Below are 19,391 nucleotides of genomic sequence, written 5' to 3'. Positions count from 1 at the left end.
GTTGGGGGTTTCCCCCTGTGAGAGTAGGACGTCGCTAGGCATAAAAAACCTTGTTTTGCATCATGCAAAACAAGGTTTTTTATGTATGAATAGGAAGAATATCAAAGGGTAGATTGAAAAGAAAAAAGTCGGATAGGACATCGGTATAGGAAGTTATACTATAAGATGTAAAACTAGTTGCCTTGTGACTATTTGTGTTTATATGATATATGATTGCCGGTATAACGCAAATATCGAGGAAATCTGGAAAAAATTATACATTTATTAATTTTGTTTTATAGATTATTATAAGAATGTACCACAGAGGTGATACAAACGAAAGAAAAGGCAATACAGTCGCTTGTTCTCTCACAGTGCTAAGCCTGTAGAGCACTTGCGTGAAAGTTTCTTTTATGGAAATATTATAGATAATCATATCGCACTCGAGAGAATCGCGCAGGCTCTTTAGAGAGCCTGTGAGGAAAGTCCGTGCTCGCACAAGCTGAGATGCTTGTAGTGTTCGCGCCTGGCGAAACCGTAAGCCAGGGCAGTCAAGTATTTGGCTGACGGCAGGGAAAAAACCTAAGTCCTCCAATAGGGATATGGTTCGACTACCTTGAAAGTGCCACAGTGACGAAGCTCTGATGGAAACGTCGGAGGTGGAACGAGGTAAACCCCGCGAGCGAGAAACCCAAACAATGGTAGGGGAAGTGTCTGAAGGGAATTGGAACTGACAGACACCGTAGCAATTATGCTGCGAGATAGATGATTCTCCATCCTATGCGAGGATTTGATCCGTTTGCAGCACAGGATGAACAGAACACGGCTTACGAAGGTCGATATGATTGTATATCCTAATAGAAAAGGACAGAAAGAATCCTGCAATTCTTCCTGCCCAACTTCACCTAATTATGGAGCTATAGCCAAGCGGTAAGGCGGACAGATTCTAACTCTGTCGTTCGTTGGTTCAAATCCAGCTAGCTCAGTTTATCGTCCAATTGTAAAACTGTGAACGGGTCAGGGCAGGAATGCAGCAGCCATTAGCAGGAAAGCAATGTGGGCGGTGTTTACATAATAAAGATTATTTATTCTAAGAGCCCTAGTGATTCTAGTCCATTATAAATTCCAGACTCTGTTACGCTTGTTGTTGTATGCTTTGCATACGGAAATAGATTAGGATGTGCATTCCCCATCGCAAATCCTTCACCTACATAACTTAACATTTCTTTATCGTTCATGCCATCACCAAAGGCAATTGCGCTCTCTTTAGGAATACCGAGGCGCTCTAGAATCATCTGAACGGCTAGGCCTTTGTTCACCGTGTCTCTGATCACGTCATAGCTATGGCGAAAACCCTCAATATTTACCTGTGATAAATGAATTTCAGCATCCTCTTCATATAGTACATGTTCATTTTCACTTAAGTTGATAAGGGTGATACCTAAAACTTGATTGAGGATGTCATCTGTGATGGTATCATTTTTATACAGATGAAATTTTTTCATAAATTCCTTTGTAATTGGAGCCTCTAAAGAAGTAAATGCATTCTTGTCACTCGTATACAGAACAGCTTCATGACCATGTGATTTGGCAATGTCTAGAAAGTGTTTTACTGTATCCTTGTTCATTGTTTCACGGAAGATTGTTTCACCTTTATAGATTGCGAATGCTCCGTTATAGCCGATAAAGGAGTTGATATTGAGCTCTTCTCCGATGTTTGCGATTTCGTGTAGAGGTCTTCCTGTTGCAAGAAATACTTCCAGACCCTTTTGCTGTAACTGGGCCACAGCCTGCTTTGTAGAATCTTGAATCGTATCATCAGGCGTAAGAATTGTTCCGTCAATGTCTAAAAATAAAATCTTGTAGTTTATCATTGGCTCTCTCCATACTCATTGCATTTTTTACAGCAGTTTGCTAAAGCTGTATAAGGGCATTCTATCATAAAACATGATTTGGCAAAACAAGGATATGAAGGTGGAGGAGCTGTTTGGTACGGATAGATGCAGGAAGAAATTTAAGTAGGAATACAATGAAACAAAATGATGGGACACCTCTGACTATTGCCATGTAAGCATAGTTAAAGGTGTCCTATTATGCTGGCCAAGTTATGAATTTTCGTTTTGTTGTCCTAACTCCTTTTTAGCTAGAAACATGTTGGCAATCTCTAGGCGTTTATGCTCATTAACGGAATCGCCTGGATATATCTGTTCTGTTTTAGTAGGATGCTTTGTGTCCAAAGCAGATGTAACTCCTACCGTTGCTTCTTTTGGTGCATTCGTTTGTAAATACTTATCTTTCATCATGTCCATATTCCTCCCTATAAAGTACGCTGCGTTATCGTAAAGAAGAAAGGAGGAGAAGCAGAATAAAGATGAACACAGCTAAGCCTGGGAAGAGGGGGGACAGCTTACTTCCTTCTTCCTTCCGGACATCTTGGCGGCTGCCGGGTGAAATTTCCTGTGCAAACTCCTCGTTGAAATTGTTTTGATCGTCTTTCATCGGTTATACTCCCATGTTGCGGTTTTTTGCACTTTAAAGGATAAAGTTCTAGCAGGAAGACAATTCGGCGTAGTTAGAATTTTTAAGAATACAGTGTAAATGCAAATATGCCTCTGTCTTCGCCCAAGAGCGGGGCTCGCCAATCGGCGAGTTTTCTTTACACTGTAAGAAAGTATAAATTTCCAGCTAGGTGAGTCAGGCTATTGCAATGCCTAAAATACAATTTTAGATTGAACAAAAGCAGTGTTTCTCATGCATGCGATAGCAGTAAAAATGATTTGTAGTTGTTTTACTTGGTATAGAAAGCAAATCCTGCATAAAAATATGCTGTATAAAAGGGATAAAAATAGCAGAGTATAGAGAGGAAGGGGGACTTTATATGAAGATAAAATCAAAAAATATCCATGGCCAAGCATCCAATCCAGATGGACGCCTTGAAGGGCCAATTAATGATGCGTTTCCGGATTCAGGACGCCAAATGGGAGTTAGAATTGATGCTGATCCAACTTTGCCTAAGCAGTCGATAAATCCGTTTCATGCGACTCCCCAGACTGACCCGGGTATGGAAAAGCTGCACGAGATAATGAATGCTAAAGAAGTATAGAGAACAGAACAAGAGGCGAGAATAGGCTTCTATACCACTGTAGGAAAGTATAAATTTCCAGCTGGAAGATTATTCGACGTAGTCGGAAATTTTAGGAATACAGTATAAGTAGGGCTACGCCTTTGTCTTCGCCCAAGGACAGGGCTCGCCAATCAGCGGGTTTTCTTTAAATCAAATTTGATGAGATGTGGAAGAATAAATTATAGAAGAAGCTGTTTCTATCAAAAAATAGAAGCATTTTCTTCTATTTTTTATTTAGATGGATAAATATACAATCCAATCTATTACATTTTAATAGAATATAGTACAACTGAATGAGGAGGGAAGATAAAAATGACAGAGAAGAGAGTGTATGTTAATGTCGAGGTGCAGGGAGAGCGAACTGTTACAGAGTACGATGTAAACGGAAAATTCAAGCTTACTGTTGTGATTAACAATCAATTTACAAATGCTCCAAATACAACACAACTTGCTAGCGAAGCAGGGCGCAGCAGCACAGCTGGAAATAATGCTGCAATCGATTCATCAAATACGGAGCAGCAGCAAAGCGTGGGCGGACAAGGACAAGCGAAAAACGAAGGTATGAAGGGTGAGCAGTTTCAGCCGCAGGACAAGCATGCGGGTTATCATGATAATGATGAAATTGTGTTTGTTATCAATAATCAGATTCATTGCAGCGGAGAGACTGATGCGGCAGCTACCCAAGTAGCAAGCGGCGGTGATGTATACAGCGCAGCTGGCACAAATGCTGCGGTTGAAAGCACGAATACGAAGCAGCAGTATGCTGTTGGCGGCGATGAAACAGGTCGGGCAGTGAATACAGGTATGAATAATAAGCAAATCGAAAAGCAGAGCAGCTTTCATGAAAAGCAGCAGCAGTCGATCGATGGACTTAGGCTTTTTTTGAGATAAAATAGGGAGTACACATAAAAAGGAGAGTACGACATTCTTCTTTTTGTACATAAATAAAAGGTAGAAAAAGGATATTGATAAAAATTTATGATCTTCACCATTGTTTGAAATAGGATGGTTTGTTATATAAAATAAACATGACATAGCAAAGGAAAGATACGCATCCTAAAGAGTTTTGCTCAGCATGTTTTCCTTTTTTATGCTAAAAAATGAAAATTTATCTTTACTATTCCTATTCTTGTTTTCTATGATAGTCGTAAGAGAGACATGCAGCAAATTGGATGTGGAGGAACGTGAAAATGGAAAGAACAAGGGCTGTGAGCGAATCATTTCAGAAGTTATATAAGCAAATCCCTATCCCCCTTGTTGTACTAGATACAAAAGGAAGGATTGTCTGCCAAAATCCTCTTATGGATGATTGGCTTGATGTAAGAGAAGATAGCACAGGTCCTAGCTCAATTTATGAGTTGATCCATCCAGAGGAACGGGAGCTGTGTAAGCACATTCTTGATGAAGGGTTAGAATCCATCTCTTCACCTGTCTCAATCGAAACAAAGTGGATTGGAAAAGGAAGGGTAAGGTTTGTGCGGCTGTATGCTTCTTTCATAGAAGAACAGGGTGAAGCATTTCTGGTAATGCAGCTTCAGGATATGACAGAGCAAAAACAAGTACAATCTCTGTTATATATGAAAAAGATGATATTAGAATCGATTGTCAAACGGGAATCTTTATGTCATATTTTGCGAATACTTTCGACAGAGATAGAACAACAGCTTAGCAGGGTTACGTATTGTTCCATTTTGTTATTAGATGAGAGCGGAACAAAGATCAAGACTTCTATGGCTCCAAATTTGCCAAGCTCCTTTAGCGAGTCCTTGCTGAATATTGAAATAGGGCCTAATGTAGGCTCCTGTGGTACAGCGATGTATCGAAAGGAGAATGTGATTGTTTCTGATATTGCTGCTAGTCCGCTCTGGAATGATTATGGATCTAGGGCATTAGAGTTAGGGCTTCATGCTTGCTGGTCCGTTCCTATCCTTATAGATGAGGAGGTTGTCGGCTCTTTTGCGTTATATCATAGAGAACCCTCTTGTCCTACCGAGTTGGAGCTAGAAACGGTAGAAATGTGTGCGGATTTGGTTGGACTTGCTGTGGAGCGGAGCCGCATTGAGGAGCAGATTGTAGCGGAGCAAGAAAGGCGATTTCAAGCACTAATTGATGCGCTTCCAGATCTTGTTGTTTTTAAAGATCAGGACGGGAGATGGTTGAATCTTAATCAGGCTACCATACAACAATTTCCTGTGTTGGGTAATATTCCATACAAAGGAAAACCAAATGAAGAGCTGACGCAAATCTTTCCAACACAAAAGGAGCTCTTAGAATATTGTCAAATGAACGATTATCGGGCATGGACAACAGGAGAAGCTGCCCGGATTGAATGGAGCTTGACAAATCAAGCTGAGGAAGAGCGTACATTTGATTTTATGCAGGTGCCTCTTTATGGATGCAGTGGAATAAAAGACGGCATTCTTGTAATAGGGCGAGATATTACAGAGAAGAAAAAGGAAGCGCTTCACCTTGAGGAGAGCGAACAAAAATATAAATCGTTGTTTGAGTATAATCCGAATGGAATTTATTCTATGGATGCAAGCGGGCGGATTACGAGTTTAAATGCTTCTATGCAAGAAATGCTTGGTCTGAAGCAGGAGGATGGATTGCAATCTCTTGTGCCCTTTATAGCTCCAGATTATGTAGAACAGATGCAGGAGCACGTTCTGAAGGCATTAAAGGGAAAAGCACAAACCTATGAAACGGTAGCAATCCATAAGGAGGGGCATCCTGTATTTTTTAAGGTTACGAATATTCCTATTATTGTACAAGATGAGATTGTCGGGGTATACGGAATTGCTAAGGATATTACAGGGCAGAAAGGAAAAGAAGAGGAACTGCGACAAACAAAGGAGCTGCTGGAGTCGCTCTTCCATCATAGTGCAGATCCGATTTTGCTTCTCTCGCTTGATAGCGTTGTACAGGACATTAATGAAGCGGCAAAAAATGTATTTGGTTGGGAGGTTCATGAAGCAAGGGGGCTGTTTTGTCCTATGGTGCCGGAGGATCGGAAAGAAGAGCTTCAGAGAGTTAGAGAAAGCATTCAATCTGGCAAGGAGGTAGTAGGGCTAGAGACCATTCGAAGGAAAAAGGATGGTTCGCTTATCGATGTTAGCATTACCTTTTCACCGTTAAAGGATGGAAAGGGGAATATTATCGGGATGGCGGCTATCGCAAGAGATATTAGTGAGCGAAAAAAGACAGAGGAACTATTAAGCAGATCTGAAAAGCTGTCAGCCATTGGCCAGCTTGCGGCATCTATTGCGCACGAAATTCGGAATCCGCTTACATCGATTAAGGGATTCATTCAATTTTTCCGCGGAAACATTCAGGAGCAATTCGTAGATCTTATGTTATCGGAGCTAGAAAGAATTGAGTTGATTGTGACTGAATTTTTACTGTTGGCAAAGCCGCATGCCACGCATTTCATTGAAAAAAATATCAACTCTATTATTCGCCATACCTTACCAATCATTGAAGCGCAGGCAATTATGAATAAGGTTAATATTGTAGCATCACTAATGAATCCAATTCCGTTAATCCATTGTGATGAGAATAAAATTAAACAGGTATTAATTAATGTGTTTCAAAATGCAATTGAAGCAATGCCAAATGGTGGAACAATTCATGTCAGCACGGAGCTTCAAGAAAATGAAGTTTTAATTCAGGTTACAGACGATGGGTATGGAATACCAAATGAACGAATCAAAAAACTAGGTGAACCGTTCTACTCCAATAAAGAGAAGGGAACAGGCTTAGGGCTCATGGTATGCTTTAAAATTATGGAGGAACACGGGGGCAGGATGGAATTTGAAAGTAAGGAGGGTCATGGAACAACGGTACGTATATTTTTACCCGTTGGCGCTTAGAAACGGTGTTGTCTAAAGCAGTTTGAGAATTTCGAGCTGCTGTTTTTTTGATATTATGTAGATTCCGTGGTTTGCTTCTGGCTTCTACAAAAGCTTCCTGGAATAGGCTTTTCATGAATCTCGAGAACTGTATTTACAGGGGCTATACCCTTACTATGCAAAAAAGTCTGCCATACCAGCCTAGATAAATTTGTTGTAGCTGGAAGCAACCCTTATAATGGATGAGAGAATGAAATCAGCGGAGGTGCAAGAAATGGCCGAGATTAAGTTTGAAATTCAAGAAAAGTTTGGTATGTTGTCAGAAGGATCAAAGGGATGGCAAAAGGAACTTACGTTAATCAGCTGGAATGGGAGAGAACCGAAATATGATATCCGTGATTGGTCGGAGGATCATGGGAAAATGGGGAAAGGCGTTACACTTTCAAAGTCTGAGCTTATTCAATTGAAGAAGTTATTGAATGAAATGGATTTGTAATATGTTGAACAAGGGGATCGTAAGCGAGAAGGACAATATTCATGTTAGAGCGATGTGAGAACCTTTACAATCCTTGCGCTTTTCGTTTCTAACCTACTGATGCAATACATAATAGTGAATCGTGAGAAGAGGAGCATTGTCCATGAAATGTAAAATTAACCGAAATGCTGCTAAAGTATTGAAAAAAATGCTTGAAAGTGAAGAAGCAGAAGGGAAAATGGTTCGTGTATATGTTACACAGCTGCACGGAGACCATGCTCATTATGATATAAAATTAGATACACCAACAGAGCATGACGAAATTGTGAAAACCGATAAGGATATTGATGTGTTGCTTGATACACGGGATGAATTTTTAGATGGCGTGTGGATTCAATATTTTTACGTTCCGAGGGAAGAGATGGTAATTACGAATTCATCCAAAGGAAGTCATCGTCACTAAAGTCAAAAGGTTAGAAATAAAAAGCGAGGTTTGACTATAGAGCCAAACCTCGCTTTTATAGTTGGATTTCTTTACTTACTGCTTTTTGAAACAGGCCACCAAGAGAAACCATCCTTTTCCAGCAGTTCATCAGCAGCTTTCGGCCCCATTGAGCCGGATTCATAGTTAGGAAAGCTGACTGAAGACGTTTCCCATGTTTTAGAAATGATATCAACAAACTTCCAGGATAGAGCGACTTCATCCCAGTGTGTAAAGTTTGTCGCATCCCCTTGGATTGCATCATATAGAAGCTTTTCATATGCTTCTGGTGTATTGATTCCATCCTCGCAGTTATTACAGTAATCTAGCTTTACTGGTATTGTTTCTTCAGAGGCACCAATTCGTTTTCCGTTTAAAACAATTGAGATGCCCTCGTCCGGTTGAATGTGAATAATAAGGAGGTTTGGACGGAGCTGCTCCTCGAATTTATTGTATAAGTTCATCGGCAGATCCTTAAACTGAACAACAATTTCAGTTGATTTCTCCTTCATTCGTTTTCCTGTTCGAATATAAATAGGAACTCCAGCCCAACGATGATTATCAATCAACAGCTTTCCGGCAACGAATGTTTCTGTTTTCGAATTTGGGTTGACTTTCTCCTCGCTGCGATAACCCGGAACCTCTTTCCCACTGACTATTCCCGGGCCGTATTGTCCGCGTACAAAATATTGGTCAACTTCTTCGGCTGTCATGGAGCGAAGGGAACGCAATGCTTTAATTTTTTCGCTTCGTACCTCTTCTGTAGCTAAACGAATCGGAGGTTCCATCGCAAGCAATGCAACCATTTGCAGCATATGATTTTGTACCATATCCCGCAGTGCCCCCGAGGTATCATAATAGCCGCCGCGGTCTTCCACGCCTAGAGATTCGCTAGAGGTAATCTGAACATTAGCAATGTGCCGGTTATTCCACAGTGATTCAAAGAGAGCATTGGCAAAACGAATAACGCCGATATTTTGCACCATTTCTTTTCCTAGATAATGATCAATGCGATAAATTTCATCTTCTTCAAATGCGTGACGAATTTCATCATTTAATTTTTGGGCGGATTCTAGATCCCGGCCAAATGGTTTTTCAATAATTAACCTCGTCCATCCTTTTGTATTTGTAATTCCTTCTGATTTCAGGTATGAACCAATTGTTCCGAAAAACTCAGGAGCCATAGCCATATAAAAAATTCGATTTCCCGGAATTGTGAATTCTTCCTCTACATTACAAAGCAGCGCATTTAAATCCTGATAAGACGCAGCATTTGTAACATTCAACGACAAGTATCGGAAATGAGTTAAAAATCTCTCTAGATCCTGCTCTTCTGCGGTTATGTTTGCTTCTTTGATGGAGGCAGACACGTTCTGACGAAATACTTCGTTGCTCCATTCACGTCTTGCTACACCGACTACAGCGAAGTGCTCAGAGAGCAGCCCTTTTCTATACAGATTATAAATGGAGGGAAATAATTTTCGTTTTGCTAAATCGCCTGTTGCTCCAAAGAGAACTATTGTGCAATATGTATGATTATTGTTCGTCATTCTGCATCCTCACCTTTGTTAATTTACACTATTATAGTATCCCGTAAATTCAAGATGTAACACGTATTTCCATTAAATGTTATTTTTTTCGTATATTGCAAGCGATTGGATCAATTTTATTTTGTGAATTTGCTAAGAATTTGGGGTGAGAGCAGTCTGTAGAATGATGCCGAAGAGGAATGTTTCTTCCTTCTTATATGTAATTATTTCCATAAATATTATTATTTGGAGGTTGAAATGTTTTCTGGCAAAAATGTATACCCTTACATTTCATTTTCTGCTGTATAAAAAAAACTGTATACTTTAAAAATTCAGTCACACAAATTATACTAACATTTATGGGATTGTTTTTTCATAAGGGGAGGGATGAACTGCATCGTATGATTAGATTTGTATCAGAGGGAGGGTATAAGCAACAACTACTTTGTCTAGCTAGTCTTCTAGCTTGCATGTTCATTTCCTGACGGTTCTATAGTTTGACCTGGATAAAACACAGAGGAAGGACGGGTATTGATGGTACATGTGAAAAAGGGTCATCGGAAAATTTGCGAAAGATGCTTAGCTATTGCTAGTGATACTATCTGTCCCCGCTGTGGTTATACGCGGTTAAGTGAAGTGAGTATCGCTCTACATGATGGCAACAATAACGATGCATCAAAATTGACTAAGTCTCAGAATAAGATTTTTCGATTAGAGCAAAGCGGGTAGTAATCATTGAAACAGTTGAAGCAAGGTACAAGGTAAGAAAAAACGGCATTTTTATTGAGGGGAATCTTGTCAGAAACAAGAAAAACCAGCCATAATGTGGTATTATGTTTTAAAATGATTTTATCATCATAATGAAGAAGTTTGTCGCGTATCATGCGGACGAACGATCGATGCAAATAGTGGAGGAATGAAGCGTGAATTCTATGACTTTTGTTTTATTTGGGGCAACGGGGGATCTGGCGAAACGAAAAATTTATCCAGCCCTGTACAATTTATATTTAGACGACAAGTTACCGGACTCGTTTTCCGTGATTGGTCTAGGAAGAAGAGAATGGACTAATGATATATTTCAATCATCTGTAGAACAATCATTAGAGAGCTTTTCTAGACGTCCATTAGCTGATTCAGCTAAGATGGAGAAGTTTCTTCGTGCGTTTCACTACCACGCTCTAGATGTAGGGGATACAGAGGGATATAAACAACTCCTTGAAGTTATCCAGCAGCGTGAAGCGGAGTTAAACATCCCAGAGAACCGTCTATTCTATTTATCTGTTGCTCCAGAGTTCTTTGATATCATTTCATCGAATATTTATGCAAGCGGTTTGGGCTCTACAAAAGGCTGGAAGCGTCTCATTATCGAAAAGCCATTTGGGCATGACTTGCAAACAGCACGGGAGCTAAATGCAAATCTAAGCCGCGCGTTTGAAGAAGATGAAATTTATCGCATTGACCATTATCTTGGAAAGCCAATGGTTCAAAACTTAGAAGCTTTAGGCTTTGCTAACCCTATACTTCAAGCGCTGTGGAATAATGAGTACATTGCTAATGTTCAAATTACAGCTAGTGAAACAGTTGGTGTAGAAACGAGAGCCGGTTACTACGATCAAGCCGGAGCGATTCGTGATATGTTCCAGAACCATATGATGCAAATGCTGATGATGACAGCGATGCAGCTGCCAAAGAGGATTAGTGCAACAGATATTCGTAATGAAAAGAGAAAAGTAATGGATGCGCTTCGTCTGTTGACAAAGGAAGATGTTATTACAGAGGTTGTACGTGGTCAATATACATTTGGCGAAATAGGAGCAAAACCGGTTGTTGGCTATAAGGATGAGCCAGGTATCGAAGCTTCTTCCACAAATGATACATTTATTGCTGCACGTTTATGGATTGATGATGAGTTCTGGAAAGATGTTCCGTTCTATATCCGTACAGGAAAAAGAATGCATGAGAAATCTACAAAGATCGTCATTGAATTCAAAAATCCGCTAAAAGATTTGTATGCGCACGAAGACAAGGAAACTGCTCCGAATCTTTTGGTGATTGAAGTAAATCCTGATTCACGTGTTTCTTTGCAATTAAACAGTAAAAATCCATTGAATGATGGAAAACTTGAGACGATTACAATTGATTTCTCTGCTAACTTAGATGAGGTTCCTGAAGCGTATGAATTATTAATTTTCGATGCTCTTCGCGGCGATGCAACCTTCTTTGCGCACTGGCATGAAGTTGAATTATCTTGGAAATGGGTACAGCCTGTTCTAGAGGCATTTGCTGAGAATATTGTTCCGCTTCATCCATATAATGCAGGTTCTATGGGACCAGAGGCTTCTCGTGAGCTATTGGAGCAAGACGGCTTTAAATGGTGGTAGAATTTTTTTAATATTAAAATTTATCTGCTATTTAGCAGATAAAGAGACTGATATGCTTATTGTGTCAGTCTCACAATCTTTTTATAGTAATGCATTTGCTTTCCATTATGCAGAAACTAGTTTTAAAATTGCTATAAAATTAAGAAGCTATTACATATAATAATTTGTCAAAACGTCTTTGCAGTTCTAGAATAATTATGAGCAAGTGAGTATGGCTGCAGAAACGAAACGATAAAAGAGGAGAAGAACAGGTCTTGTATAGATTTGTTCTTTTCCTCTTTTATTGTAAAAGGTATATAAAATATCTCGTTCCACCGTAGGAAAGGATAAATTTTCAGCTGAAAGGTGAATTTGACATAGTCGAAAATTTTAGGAATACAGTATAAGTAGGGCTACGCCTCTGTCTTCGCCAATCGACGAGTTTTCTACGTGACAGTTAGCTCTTGCACACTTAATGGAGACAAAGCATTTGTTTCTTCTATGTGAATAAAGGCATCGTATCTGTCCGATAGACGAGAAGGAACGTAATTTCCAAGATGCTCCATTTCAGGGTGATACACGACCCCGATAGCGCGGTGCCCGATTGTGCGCTGGAATACCTCGCGATTTTCCTCTGTAAACATAATATATTTATTAAAAGCACCAGCCTGATGGAGGGCATCTTCCCAGCTGCCTCGTTTCGCTTTTGGCACAATCATTTTCTCAAGCGGATTGCCCCAGCTTCTTGCGGCAATTACAGTGCCGTGATGCGTGCCAAAACCGATAGAGTAAATATATTCTTGTCCATATTTTTCACGAGTGAGCTGCCCAACATTCTCTAGACCTTGTCTTGCCATATCAGTAGCCCGGGCATCTCCGATATGGGTGTTATGCTCCCAAACGATTCCTTTTGCCTCTGCACCATAATAATGTCCGATAAAATCAAGAGCCTCAACCATATGTCGGTCCCGAATATTCCACGATTTATCATCATGAGTGACCATTGCGTGATAATAGGCTTCTGCATTGGCTGTTACGAGCGCGTTGATTTGCATATTTAATGAAGCTTCAGGGTCGCTGTTATAGGCATGCTTGTTTTGTTGAATCGTCTGCAGAAGCGCTACGACTTCTTCCATGCAATTCTCCCCATATAAAGCGGCGGACACCCCATACATTTCTGCTTTTCGATGAAACGGCTCAAAACATGCAAATGCTTGTTTGGCCTTTTCGACATCAGGAGATTGAATTTTTTCTAAGTATTGAATTATAGCCTCCATCGATTCCCACAGACTGTACACATCTATACCGTAGAATCCGACTTTTTTATGCTCTGTCGTTTGCTTTTGATTATAGGTGTAAAGCCAGTCTATAAGCTCCACAATTTCCTCATTTGCCCACATCCAGCTTGGCCAACGGTTAAAGGCCTGTAATGCTTCTGTTGCATTTTTATACTCTGGTGCATTTCCTTTTACATAGCGGTTCACTTCATAGCAAGAAGGCCAATCTCCTTCTACAGCGATAAAGGAAAAACCGTGCTTTTCAATAAGCTGCTTTGTAATAACGGATCGAACCGTATAAAATTCTGATGTTCCATGAGAAGCCTCTCCAAGCAACACGTATTTGGCGCTACTCGCGGTCTGGATCAAGGGCTTTAGATGAGATTCATCAGTAAAACGAACAGCATCTTTCTCAATTTGTTCCACATATAAATCTGTTCCAATCATTTGTATCCTCCTTTTTGTTAGAGAATAGGAATGTGCAATTCTGGGCAGTGCTAGCCGTATCGGTCAGCTCACTGTGGAAGAAAGCCGTTTACTCCGGCCCACCCCTACGCTGCCATAAATGGCGGGCCTTGTCCGCTTTTCTTAGTATGACCTTTGTGTTTGGCTTTTGGATGCGGTGAATTATGGTATCTCTCTTTATCATCAGGATAACGGTATAAGATTTGTAATTCTCATGAGTGGGAGTGATGAAGAGGGAATCGAGCATGGAGGAAAAGGGAAGGCTTTGTTATAAGTCATATTTCTCACATGATAATGATTACATTATTAGGAAAGGAGGTCGCGCAGGATTGATTCTGCTACGAAAAACATGGCAGTTCAAGTTTTCTTGTGCGGTTGAGTATGAAGACCTTCCTGCTAGCCACGATCCTGTTAGTTAGCCTTTTTTTAGTTAGTCCCATGAAAGATGAGAAGGCAAACGCCGTATACGATCATAAAGTGTCATCAACTGGGTTCGTCACTTCTGTAGTGCCTCAAGGGGCGGAGTGGAGAGAGGCAAGCAATGTGAGTAAAAAGCCTGCGCAGTCTATTCTACATGATTTGCCAGTCGTTGTTCATGGTCTTGGCTTTATCGAGGGGCACTATGTGACAAACTCTCTGGATGCGCTTCTCGTCAATTATAAACGGGGATTTCGTGTGTTTGAAATCGATTTAAATATGACGTCAGACGGCCATTTAGTAGCCCGTCATGATTGGACACCGGGACATTATCAATATTTAGGGCAAGTATATCAGCCTGTTGCAGGACCCATTCCGTTTGAAACCTTTATGTCGCTGAAAATTCATGGCAAATATCAGCCTGCATCTTGGGAAGACATTTTACAGGTAATGAAGGAGCATCCGGATTTATATGTTATTACCGATACAAAGGAAAGAGATAAAAATCAAGTTCACCAGACATTTTCTTATTTAGTGACAGCAGCAAAAAAGGTAGATCCAAAAATATTGGATCGTGTTATTCCGCAAATTTATGATCCGGCTATGCTTAGCTATATCCAATCGCACTATGATTTCAAACATACCATTTACACCTTGTATCATCATATCAATATCCAATCTCCAGAACAGTTGGCGGATTGGAGTGCACGTAACCATATTACGGCTGTTGCTGCGTTTCCTTTTCGTCTCAAGGATGATATGCGCACGGCTTTACAAAAAAGAGGGATTCTCGTCTATGCTCACACGATTAATGATCCAGCGGAGGCTGCTGCGTATAGGACGCAGGGGATTGGGATTTATACAGATTATTTGTTTTATGATGGGATAAGCTTTGTTGGACCATAGGAGTAATTCGCGATAGGTTTAGTAGTTAAAGAAGCGGATCGCCACGCAATCAGTGCAATGGGTTATGATCGGGAGCTGGGTAAGCCTTTAGGAGCTTCTCAATGGAATTGGCTAAGATGGTTCAGTTAGGAGCATACCCCTTTACTATGCTGCGTGACAGGTATGCTCCCTCTTCTGAGTTGTACCTATTTCTAGTATTTATCCAATTTATCTGTAAATCAGATATACTTGTTGATGTTTGCTTATGAGGAATTTTGAGCTCTTATAAGATCTTTATCTCCACTCATCCCAATAAATATTGACATACTCTGGCTTATGCTCTTTCTTCATTTCATCAATACTTGCGATTATATCTGATGCTTTCTGCTGATTTGCAGGCGAATTATAGTTTCCTTTTTGTTTTACTCCCTTTTTATTCAACATATAAACTCTCCTTTTTACCATTTTTTTATAGTTTGTATCCAAGTTCCTCTTTTCATTCTTTAGGATATACGTTTTCCTCTCACTAAAAAGAATAAAATCAGATAAAACATCCAAAATACAAATAAAAAAGGAACAGGCATTTGAAATTAGTTACAGATGATGTGATAGCAAGAATTGGGATGTATCTATTCCGGCTTTTGCTGAAGGGGAAGAGCATATTATGAAACTGGCTACTGCTTTGACGGCAGATACTATAAAACATTAAAAAAGGATGAACCTAGAAGGCACATCATATGCTTTGTAGGTTCTTCCTTTTAACTCTTGGGAATCTATTTTACCTTTGCTTCGGTTTATAACGTAATTCCTTAAACAACTGATCCAATTCATTTTTGGTTAAATCTCTCCATTGTCCGATAGGAAGACTGCCTAAGTGAATGTTCATAATGCGAATACGCTGCAGCTTGCGAACCTTGTAGTCGAGCGCTGCACACATACGGCGAATTTGACGGTTTAAGCCTTGGGTTAAAATGATTTTAAACACATATTTGGACATCTTTGTTACCTTACAAGGGAGTGTTACCGTATCTAAAATCTCGACACCCTCTTCCATTGCTTTCACGAAGGAAGGAGTGATAGGGCGATCTACCGTCACGATATACTCCTTTTCATGTTTATTTTCTGCTCGCAGGATTTCATTCACAATGTCGCCATCATTGGTGAGGAGAATTAAACCCTCTGATTCCTTATCGAGCCGGCCAATGTGAAAAATGCGCAACGGATGATTGACGAAGTCAACAATATTGCCTTTCACATGTCGTTCGGTTGTACTTGTGATGCCGACGGGTTTGTTTAGCGCGATATAGACATGCTGCTGCTGAGTGACAATCGGTTTATTGTCAACACGCACATCATCGCCAGGCTCAACCTGGCTTCCTAGTTCTGCAACAACTCCATTAATTGTTACTCTTTTACTCGTAATCCACTTGTCGGCCTCCCGCCGAGAAGTAATGCCAGACTCACTAATATACTTATTAATCCGCAAATGAAACACACCTTTAAATAGAATTATGTCTTTAAGATAACGCAAATTAACGTTTTATACAAATAAGGATTGCTCTTATACTGTATTCTTAAAATTTCTCACTACGTCGAATTAGCTTCTAGCTAGAAATTTATACTTTTTTACAGTGTAAAGAAAACTCGCCGATTGGCGAGCCCTGTTTTTGGGCGAAGACAGAGGCGTAGTTGCCCTTATACTTTGTTCTTAAAATGTAAAAAAGACCAACACCCTTATAAGGGTGTTGGTCTTCTCTAATATTAGGCGTAGGCATGTTAAGCTTGAACACTCTATGTACACAGGGAGCGTTTATCACGGGATAGGCGGGTGAAGTGCAGTTTGTGCAGCCTGCAAATCAACCTGTATTTGCTCCTTAACGTCATATGGATGATAAAATCCTTTAGAAACCATGTATTTGCTTATTTTATCATGTGTTTTGATAGCAGTATTCAACTGCTCTCGCAATACTTCTCTTAATTCAGGGGTGGCTGTTTCCGTAATCGCGGCAGCAAGATTTCTAACCTCTGATTTGATGGAAATTAACAGATCAGTTGCAATCACTTGATCGGTCATTGCTGTCATACCCGTCATTCCTTCTGCTTCATCCGTTTGCATGATCCGGGAGAAAATACTCATTGCAACGCCTCCGTATCTGTTAAAAATTTCTCTAATTCATTAATATGTTTTTTTCCGGCAGCAGCAGTTGCGGTAAGAAGGGCTTTTAGCTCGGTGTCCTGCGCCAGTCCGCTCATCGCGATAGATTTTGTTAAGGCAAGATTTTTAAAGGTTAGTAATTCATGTACTTCTAATGTTTCATGACGCCCAAAGAGCTTTGTCATCCTGTTCACTCCTGTTTTAATCATCTATACGCTTATGCTGACATACTCCCAGCTATATTATTCATCAGACTTTTTGTTTAACTATAGCTCAATCTGAAGACGCTCGTTTAATTTCACTTGCTGTAATGTTTTATAAAAACCATGCTTTGAATAAAAGACAAAGCTCTAAGGGAAAAGTATTTTTATGATTGATATTAGAAGCTAGGAGGTGAATGTGTGAAGCACGATGGCTTAGCATTCCATGAAACAATGGATACTCATGAAATTCTCAATTTGAAAACGATTTGTTTAGTGAGATCGAAATTAATGCAAGGAATTTGTTTTGACAATGACCTGAAAGAGCTTATGGAAAAGGATGTAAAACAATCTATTGAAGCGATTCAAGAGCTGAAAGAGCTCTACCTGCAGGCACGAACAGCATTACATTAAGATGGAGTGAGAACACAATGAATGAGGATTACTTAGATCCGAAATATTCGGAAGGAATGTCCAAAACAGCTGATGCGGCCTTTGCCTTGGATTTTTTGCTGTCTATTAAGACTGGAATTAAAACTTACGCGTTTGCAATAACTGAAGCAGCAAGTCCAGAGCTAAGAAAGGTATTACATAAACAAATGGAACAAGCTATTGATCTACATGCAGAGGTATCTGAACTTATGATGAGCAAAGGGTGGTTGTATCCTCATGATGTAGGCAAGCAAATTGAACTTGATTTAAAGTCAGCAGAGGTAGCGTTAGGAATTGCCGAAATGACATTATTCCCAAATGATACAGACCGGCTCGGAATGTTCGCAACACCTAATAAATAAAGAGGAGGGAAAATCATGAAAGCCGTTACATATCAAGGAATTAAAAATGTAGGCGTCACAGACGTGAAGGATCCGAAAATTAAAAATGCAGATGATATTATTATCAAGGTTACAACTTCGGCAATTTGCGGTTCCGATTTGCATTTGATTCACGGTATGATCCCTAACCTGCCTACAGACTATGTAATTGGTCATGAACCAATGGGGATTGTGGAGGAAGTAGGCCCAGAGGTTACGAAACTGAAGAAGGGAGACCGTGTTATCATCCCGTTTAATGTCAGCTGCGGCCACTGTTGGTATTGTAACCATGACCTCACAAGTCAGTGTGATAATTCAAATCCTCATGGAGAAATGGGAGGGTTTTTTGGATATTCCGAAACAACCGGCGGATATGCCGGTGGACAAGCGGAATATATGAGGGTTCCCTATGGAAATTTCACTCCATTTAAACTGCCGGATAACTGTGAAGTAGAAGATGAAAAGCTCGTATTGCTTGCTGATGCCGCGTCGACAGCATATTGGAGTGTGGATAATGCAGGTGTGAAAGCGGATGACACAGTTATTATTCTTGGCTGTGGGCCTGTTGGTTTGCTTGCTCAAAAATTTGCATGGCTAAAGGGAGCGAAACGGGTTATTGCGGTTGACTATATTGATTATCGTTTAAAGCATGCGAAACGAACAAATAAAGTAGAGACGGTTAATTTTGAAGAAGAGGAAAACGTTGGAGAATATTTAAGGGATATGACAGATGGGGGCGCAGATGTAGTCATCGATTGTTCCGGGATGAGCGGAAAGATGACGCCGCTTGAATTTTTGGCAACAGGGCTTAAGCTGCAAGGTGGAGCGATGGGAGGGATTGTGATTGCTACCCAAGCGGTACGGAAAGCTGGAACAATTCAAATAACAGGTGTGTATGGCGGCCGATACAATGCGTTTCCACTCGGAGACATATTCCAGCGTAACGTCAACCTCAGAACAGGACAGGCGCCGGTGATTCCGTATATGCCGTATCTGTATAATTTGATAACGGAGGGGAAAGTGGATATTGGTGATGTTGTGACACATATCCTGCCTCTTAGCGAAGCGAAGCGTGGATATGAAGTCTTTGATACAAGAACAGATGATTGTATTAAAGTTGTTCTTAAGCCATAAGCATGTTCTTCTTTTTAAGTCAAGATGTGTGCCTGGCCTTCGTGCATAACTGCCCCTATAAAATGCAAAACCAGCCTTCCGTGGTAAAGCGTACATTGTTATCATCATAATTTCTATACGATCTGTTTTCAGAGACCAAAAGCCAACACTGTAGGTTACATGTTGGCTTTTGGTCCTTATTTTACATCGTAGGAAAGTATAAATTTCTAGCTAGGAGATCATTCGACGTAGTCAGAAATTTTAGGAACGA

At 40.3% G+C, this 19,391-nt stretch carries 20 protein-coding genes and 2 other RNA genes; 13 read left to right on the top strand and 9 right to left on the bottom strand.

Features of this window, described 5'->3' with window-relative positions:
- The first annotated feature begins 419 nt into the window (after window positions 1-419).
- Both rnpB and ffs read left to right on the top strand, forming a co-directional pair.
- An RNA gene (rnpB, locus tag EP737_RS17190) (RNase P RNA component class B) lies at window positions 420-812 on the top strand.
- Window positions 813-965: 153 nt separating this feature from the next.
- Window positions 966-1,050: signal recognition particle sRNA small type (gene ffs / locus EP737_RS17185), an RNA gene on the top strand.
- A 14-nt stretch (window positions 1,051-1,064) separates the two neighbouring features.
- Here ffs and EP737_RS17180 read toward each other — a convergent pair.
- The 3 genes from EP737_RS17180 to EP737_RS17170 all read right to left on the bottom strand — a co-directional run bounded on the left by EP737_RS17180 (window position 1,065) and on the right by EP737_RS17170 (window position 2,478).
- Complete coding sequence (locus EP737_RS17180; RefSeq protein ID WP_129729197.1) at window positions 1,065-1,853, bottom strand: HAD family hydrolase; 789 nt, start codon at window positions 1,851-1,853, stop codon at window positions 1,065-1,067.
- A 231-nt stretch (window positions 1,854-2,084) separates the two neighbouring features.
- Window positions 2,085-2,282 (bottom strand): hypothetical protein, encoded by a 198-nt coding sequence (locus EP737_RS17175; RefSeq protein WP_205650968.1) that lies wholly within the window; start codon window positions 2,280-2,282, stop codon window positions 2,085-2,087.
- A gap of 31 nt (window positions 2,283-2,313) precedes the next feature.
- A complete protein-coding gene (locus EP737_RS17170; protein WP_129729196.1) occupies window positions 2,314-2,478 on the bottom strand; it encodes a 2-isopropylmalate synthase in 165 nt (54 codons plus the stop codon).
- A gap of 379 nt (window positions 2,479-2,857) precedes the next feature.
- On the opposite strand from EP737_RS17170, the gene EP737_RS17165 reads away from it, so the two are divergent.
- The 5 genes from EP737_RS17165 to EP737_RS17145 all read left to right on the top strand — a co-directional run bounded on the left by EP737_RS17165 (window position 2,858) and on the right by EP737_RS17145 (window position 7,889).
- On the top strand, window positions 2,858-3,082 hold the full coding sequence (locus EP737_RS17165) for a hypothetical protein (protein WP_129729195.1): 225 nt from the start codon (window positions 2,858-2,860) through the stop codon (window positions 3,080-3,082).
- Between the two features lie 327 nt (window positions 3,083-3,409).
- Window positions 3,410-3,994 carry a hypothetical protein gene (locus EP737_RS17160; RefSeq protein ID WP_425455925.1) on the top strand — a complete coding sequence of 195 codons (585 nt, stop codon included), beginning with the start codon at window positions 3,410-3,412 and terminating at the stop codon, window positions 3,992-3,994.
- 299 nt (window positions 3,995-4,293) lie between these two features.
- Window positions 4,294-6,972: a PAS domain S-box protein gene (locus tag EP737_RS17155; RefSeq protein WP_165350844.1), complete on the top strand. Its 2,679-nt coding sequence runs from the start codon at window positions 4,294-4,296 to the stop codon at window positions 6,970-6,972.
- A gap of 253 nt (window positions 6,973-7,225) precedes the next feature.
- A complete protein-coding gene (locus EP737_RS17150; RefSeq protein WP_129729192.1) occupies window positions 7,226-7,447 on the top strand; it encodes a YdbC family protein in 222 nt (73 codons plus the stop codon).
- Window positions 7,448-7,589: 142 nt separating this feature from the next.
- Window positions 7,590-7,889: an iron-sulfur cluster assembly accessory protein gene (locus EP737_RS17145; RefSeq protein WP_129729191.1), complete on the top strand. Its 300-nt coding sequence runs from the start codon at window positions 7,590-7,592 to the stop codon at window positions 7,887-7,889.
- A 71-nt stretch (window positions 7,890-7,960) separates the two neighbouring features.
- Here EP737_RS17145 and zwf (EP737_RS17140) read toward each other — a convergent pair whose 3' ends face one another.
- Window positions 7,961-9,457, bottom strand: coding sequence for a glucose-6-phosphate dehydrogenase (zwf, locus tag EP737_RS17140; RefSeq protein WP_129729190.1), 1,497 nt, complete (start codon window positions 9,455-9,457; stop codon window positions 7,961-7,963).
- Between the two features lie 902 nt (window positions 9,458-10,359).
- Between zwf (EP737_RS17140) and zwf (EP737_RS17135) the strand changes: the two genes are divergently transcribed.
- Entirely contained in the window at window positions 10,360-11,817 is a 1,458-nt protein-coding gene (zwf, locus tag EP737_RS17135) for a glucose-6-phosphate dehydrogenase (protein ID WP_129729189.1), read from the top strand.
- 425 nt (window positions 11,818-12,242) lie between these two features.
- On the opposite strand, the gene EP737_RS17130 is transcribed toward zwf (EP737_RS17135), so the two are convergent.
- A complete protein-coding gene (locus EP737_RS17130; protein ID WP_129729188.1) occupies window positions 12,243-13,520 on the bottom strand; it encodes an erythromycin esterase family protein in 1,278 nt (425 codons plus the stop codon).
- Window positions 13,521-13,686: 166 nt separating this feature from the next.
- Between EP737_RS17130 and EP737_RS26605 the strand changes: the two genes are divergently transcribed.
- Window positions 13,687-13,812 (top strand): hypothetical protein, encoded by a 126-nt coding sequence (locus EP737_RS26605; RefSeq protein WP_281278905.1) that lies wholly within the window; start codon window positions 13,687-13,689, stop codon window positions 13,810-13,812.
- A 164-nt stretch (window positions 13,813-13,976) separates the two neighbouring features.
- On the top strand, window positions 13,977-14,861 hold the full coding sequence (locus EP737_RS17125) for a phosphatidylinositol-specific phospholipase C/glycerophosphodiester phosphodiesterase family protein (RefSeq protein ID WP_205650967.1): 885 nt from the start codon (window positions 13,977-13,979) through the stop codon (window positions 14,859-14,861).
- Window positions 14,862-15,134: 273 nt separating this feature from the next.
- On the opposite strand, the gene EP737_RS26055 is transcribed toward EP737_RS17125, so the two are convergent.
- The 4 genes from EP737_RS26055 to EP737_RS17110 form a co-directional block, all read right to left on the bottom strand.
- Window positions 15,135-15,398: a hypothetical protein gene (locus EP737_RS26055; protein ID WP_205650966.1), complete on the bottom strand. Its 264-nt coding sequence runs from the start codon at window positions 15,396-15,398 to the stop codon at window positions 15,135-15,137.
- A gap of 220 nt (window positions 15,399-15,618) precedes the next feature.
- Entirely contained in the window at window positions 15,619-16,326 is a 708-nt protein-coding gene (gene rluF, locus EP737_RS17120) for a 23S rRNA pseudouridine(2604) synthase RluF (protein WP_129729186.1), read from the bottom strand.
- A 327-nt stretch (window positions 16,327-16,653) separates the two neighbouring features.
- The gene (locus tag EP737_RS17115; protein ID WP_246040292.1) at window positions 16,654-16,977 is read right to left on the bottom strand and encodes a spore coat protein; all 324 of its coding nucleotides are present in this window, start codon (window positions 16,975-16,977) and stop codon (window positions 16,654-16,656) included.
- On the bottom strand, window positions 16,974-17,180 hold the full coding sequence (locus EP737_RS17110; protein WP_129729185.1) for a hypothetical protein: 207 nt from the start codon (window positions 17,178-17,180) through the stop codon (window positions 16,974-16,976). Before EP737_RS17110 ends, EP737_RS17115 begins: the two co-directional genes overlap by 4 nt.
- 216 nt (window positions 17,181-17,396) lie before the next feature.
- Here EP737_RS17110 and EP737_RS17105 point away from each other — a divergent pair, with 216 nt between their 5' ends.
- Genes EP737_RS17105 through EP737_RS17095 form a run of 3 tightly spaced genes read left to right on the top strand, consistent with a single transcriptional unit; the run spans window position 17,397 to window position 19,141 of the window.
- Complete coding sequence (locus EP737_RS17105; protein ID WP_129729184.1) at window positions 17,397-17,609, top strand: spore coat protein; 213 nt, start codon at window positions 17,397-17,399, stop codon at window positions 17,607-17,609.
- Between the two features lie 17 nt (window positions 17,610-17,626).
- Window positions 17,627-17,989: a spore coat protein gene (locus EP737_RS17100; protein ID WP_129729183.1), complete on the top strand. Its 363-nt coding sequence runs from the start codon at window positions 17,627-17,629 to the stop codon at window positions 17,987-17,989.
- Window positions 17,990-18,004: 15 nt separating this feature from the next.
- Complete coding sequence (locus tag EP737_RS17095; protein ID WP_129729182.1) at window positions 18,005-19,141, top strand: zinc-dependent alcohol dehydrogenase; 1,137 nt, start codon at window positions 18,005-18,007, stop codon at window positions 19,139-19,141.
- The last annotated feature ends 250 nt before the right edge of the window (window positions 19,142-19,391 follow it).

The organism is Ectobacillus funiculus (assembly GCF_004138295.1).
GTDB classification, from domain to species: domain Bacteria; phylum Bacillota; class Bacilli; order Bacillales; family Bacillaceae_G; genus Ectobacillus; species Ectobacillus funiculus.
This window is presented reverse-complemented; position numbering and strand designations above follow the sequence as displayed.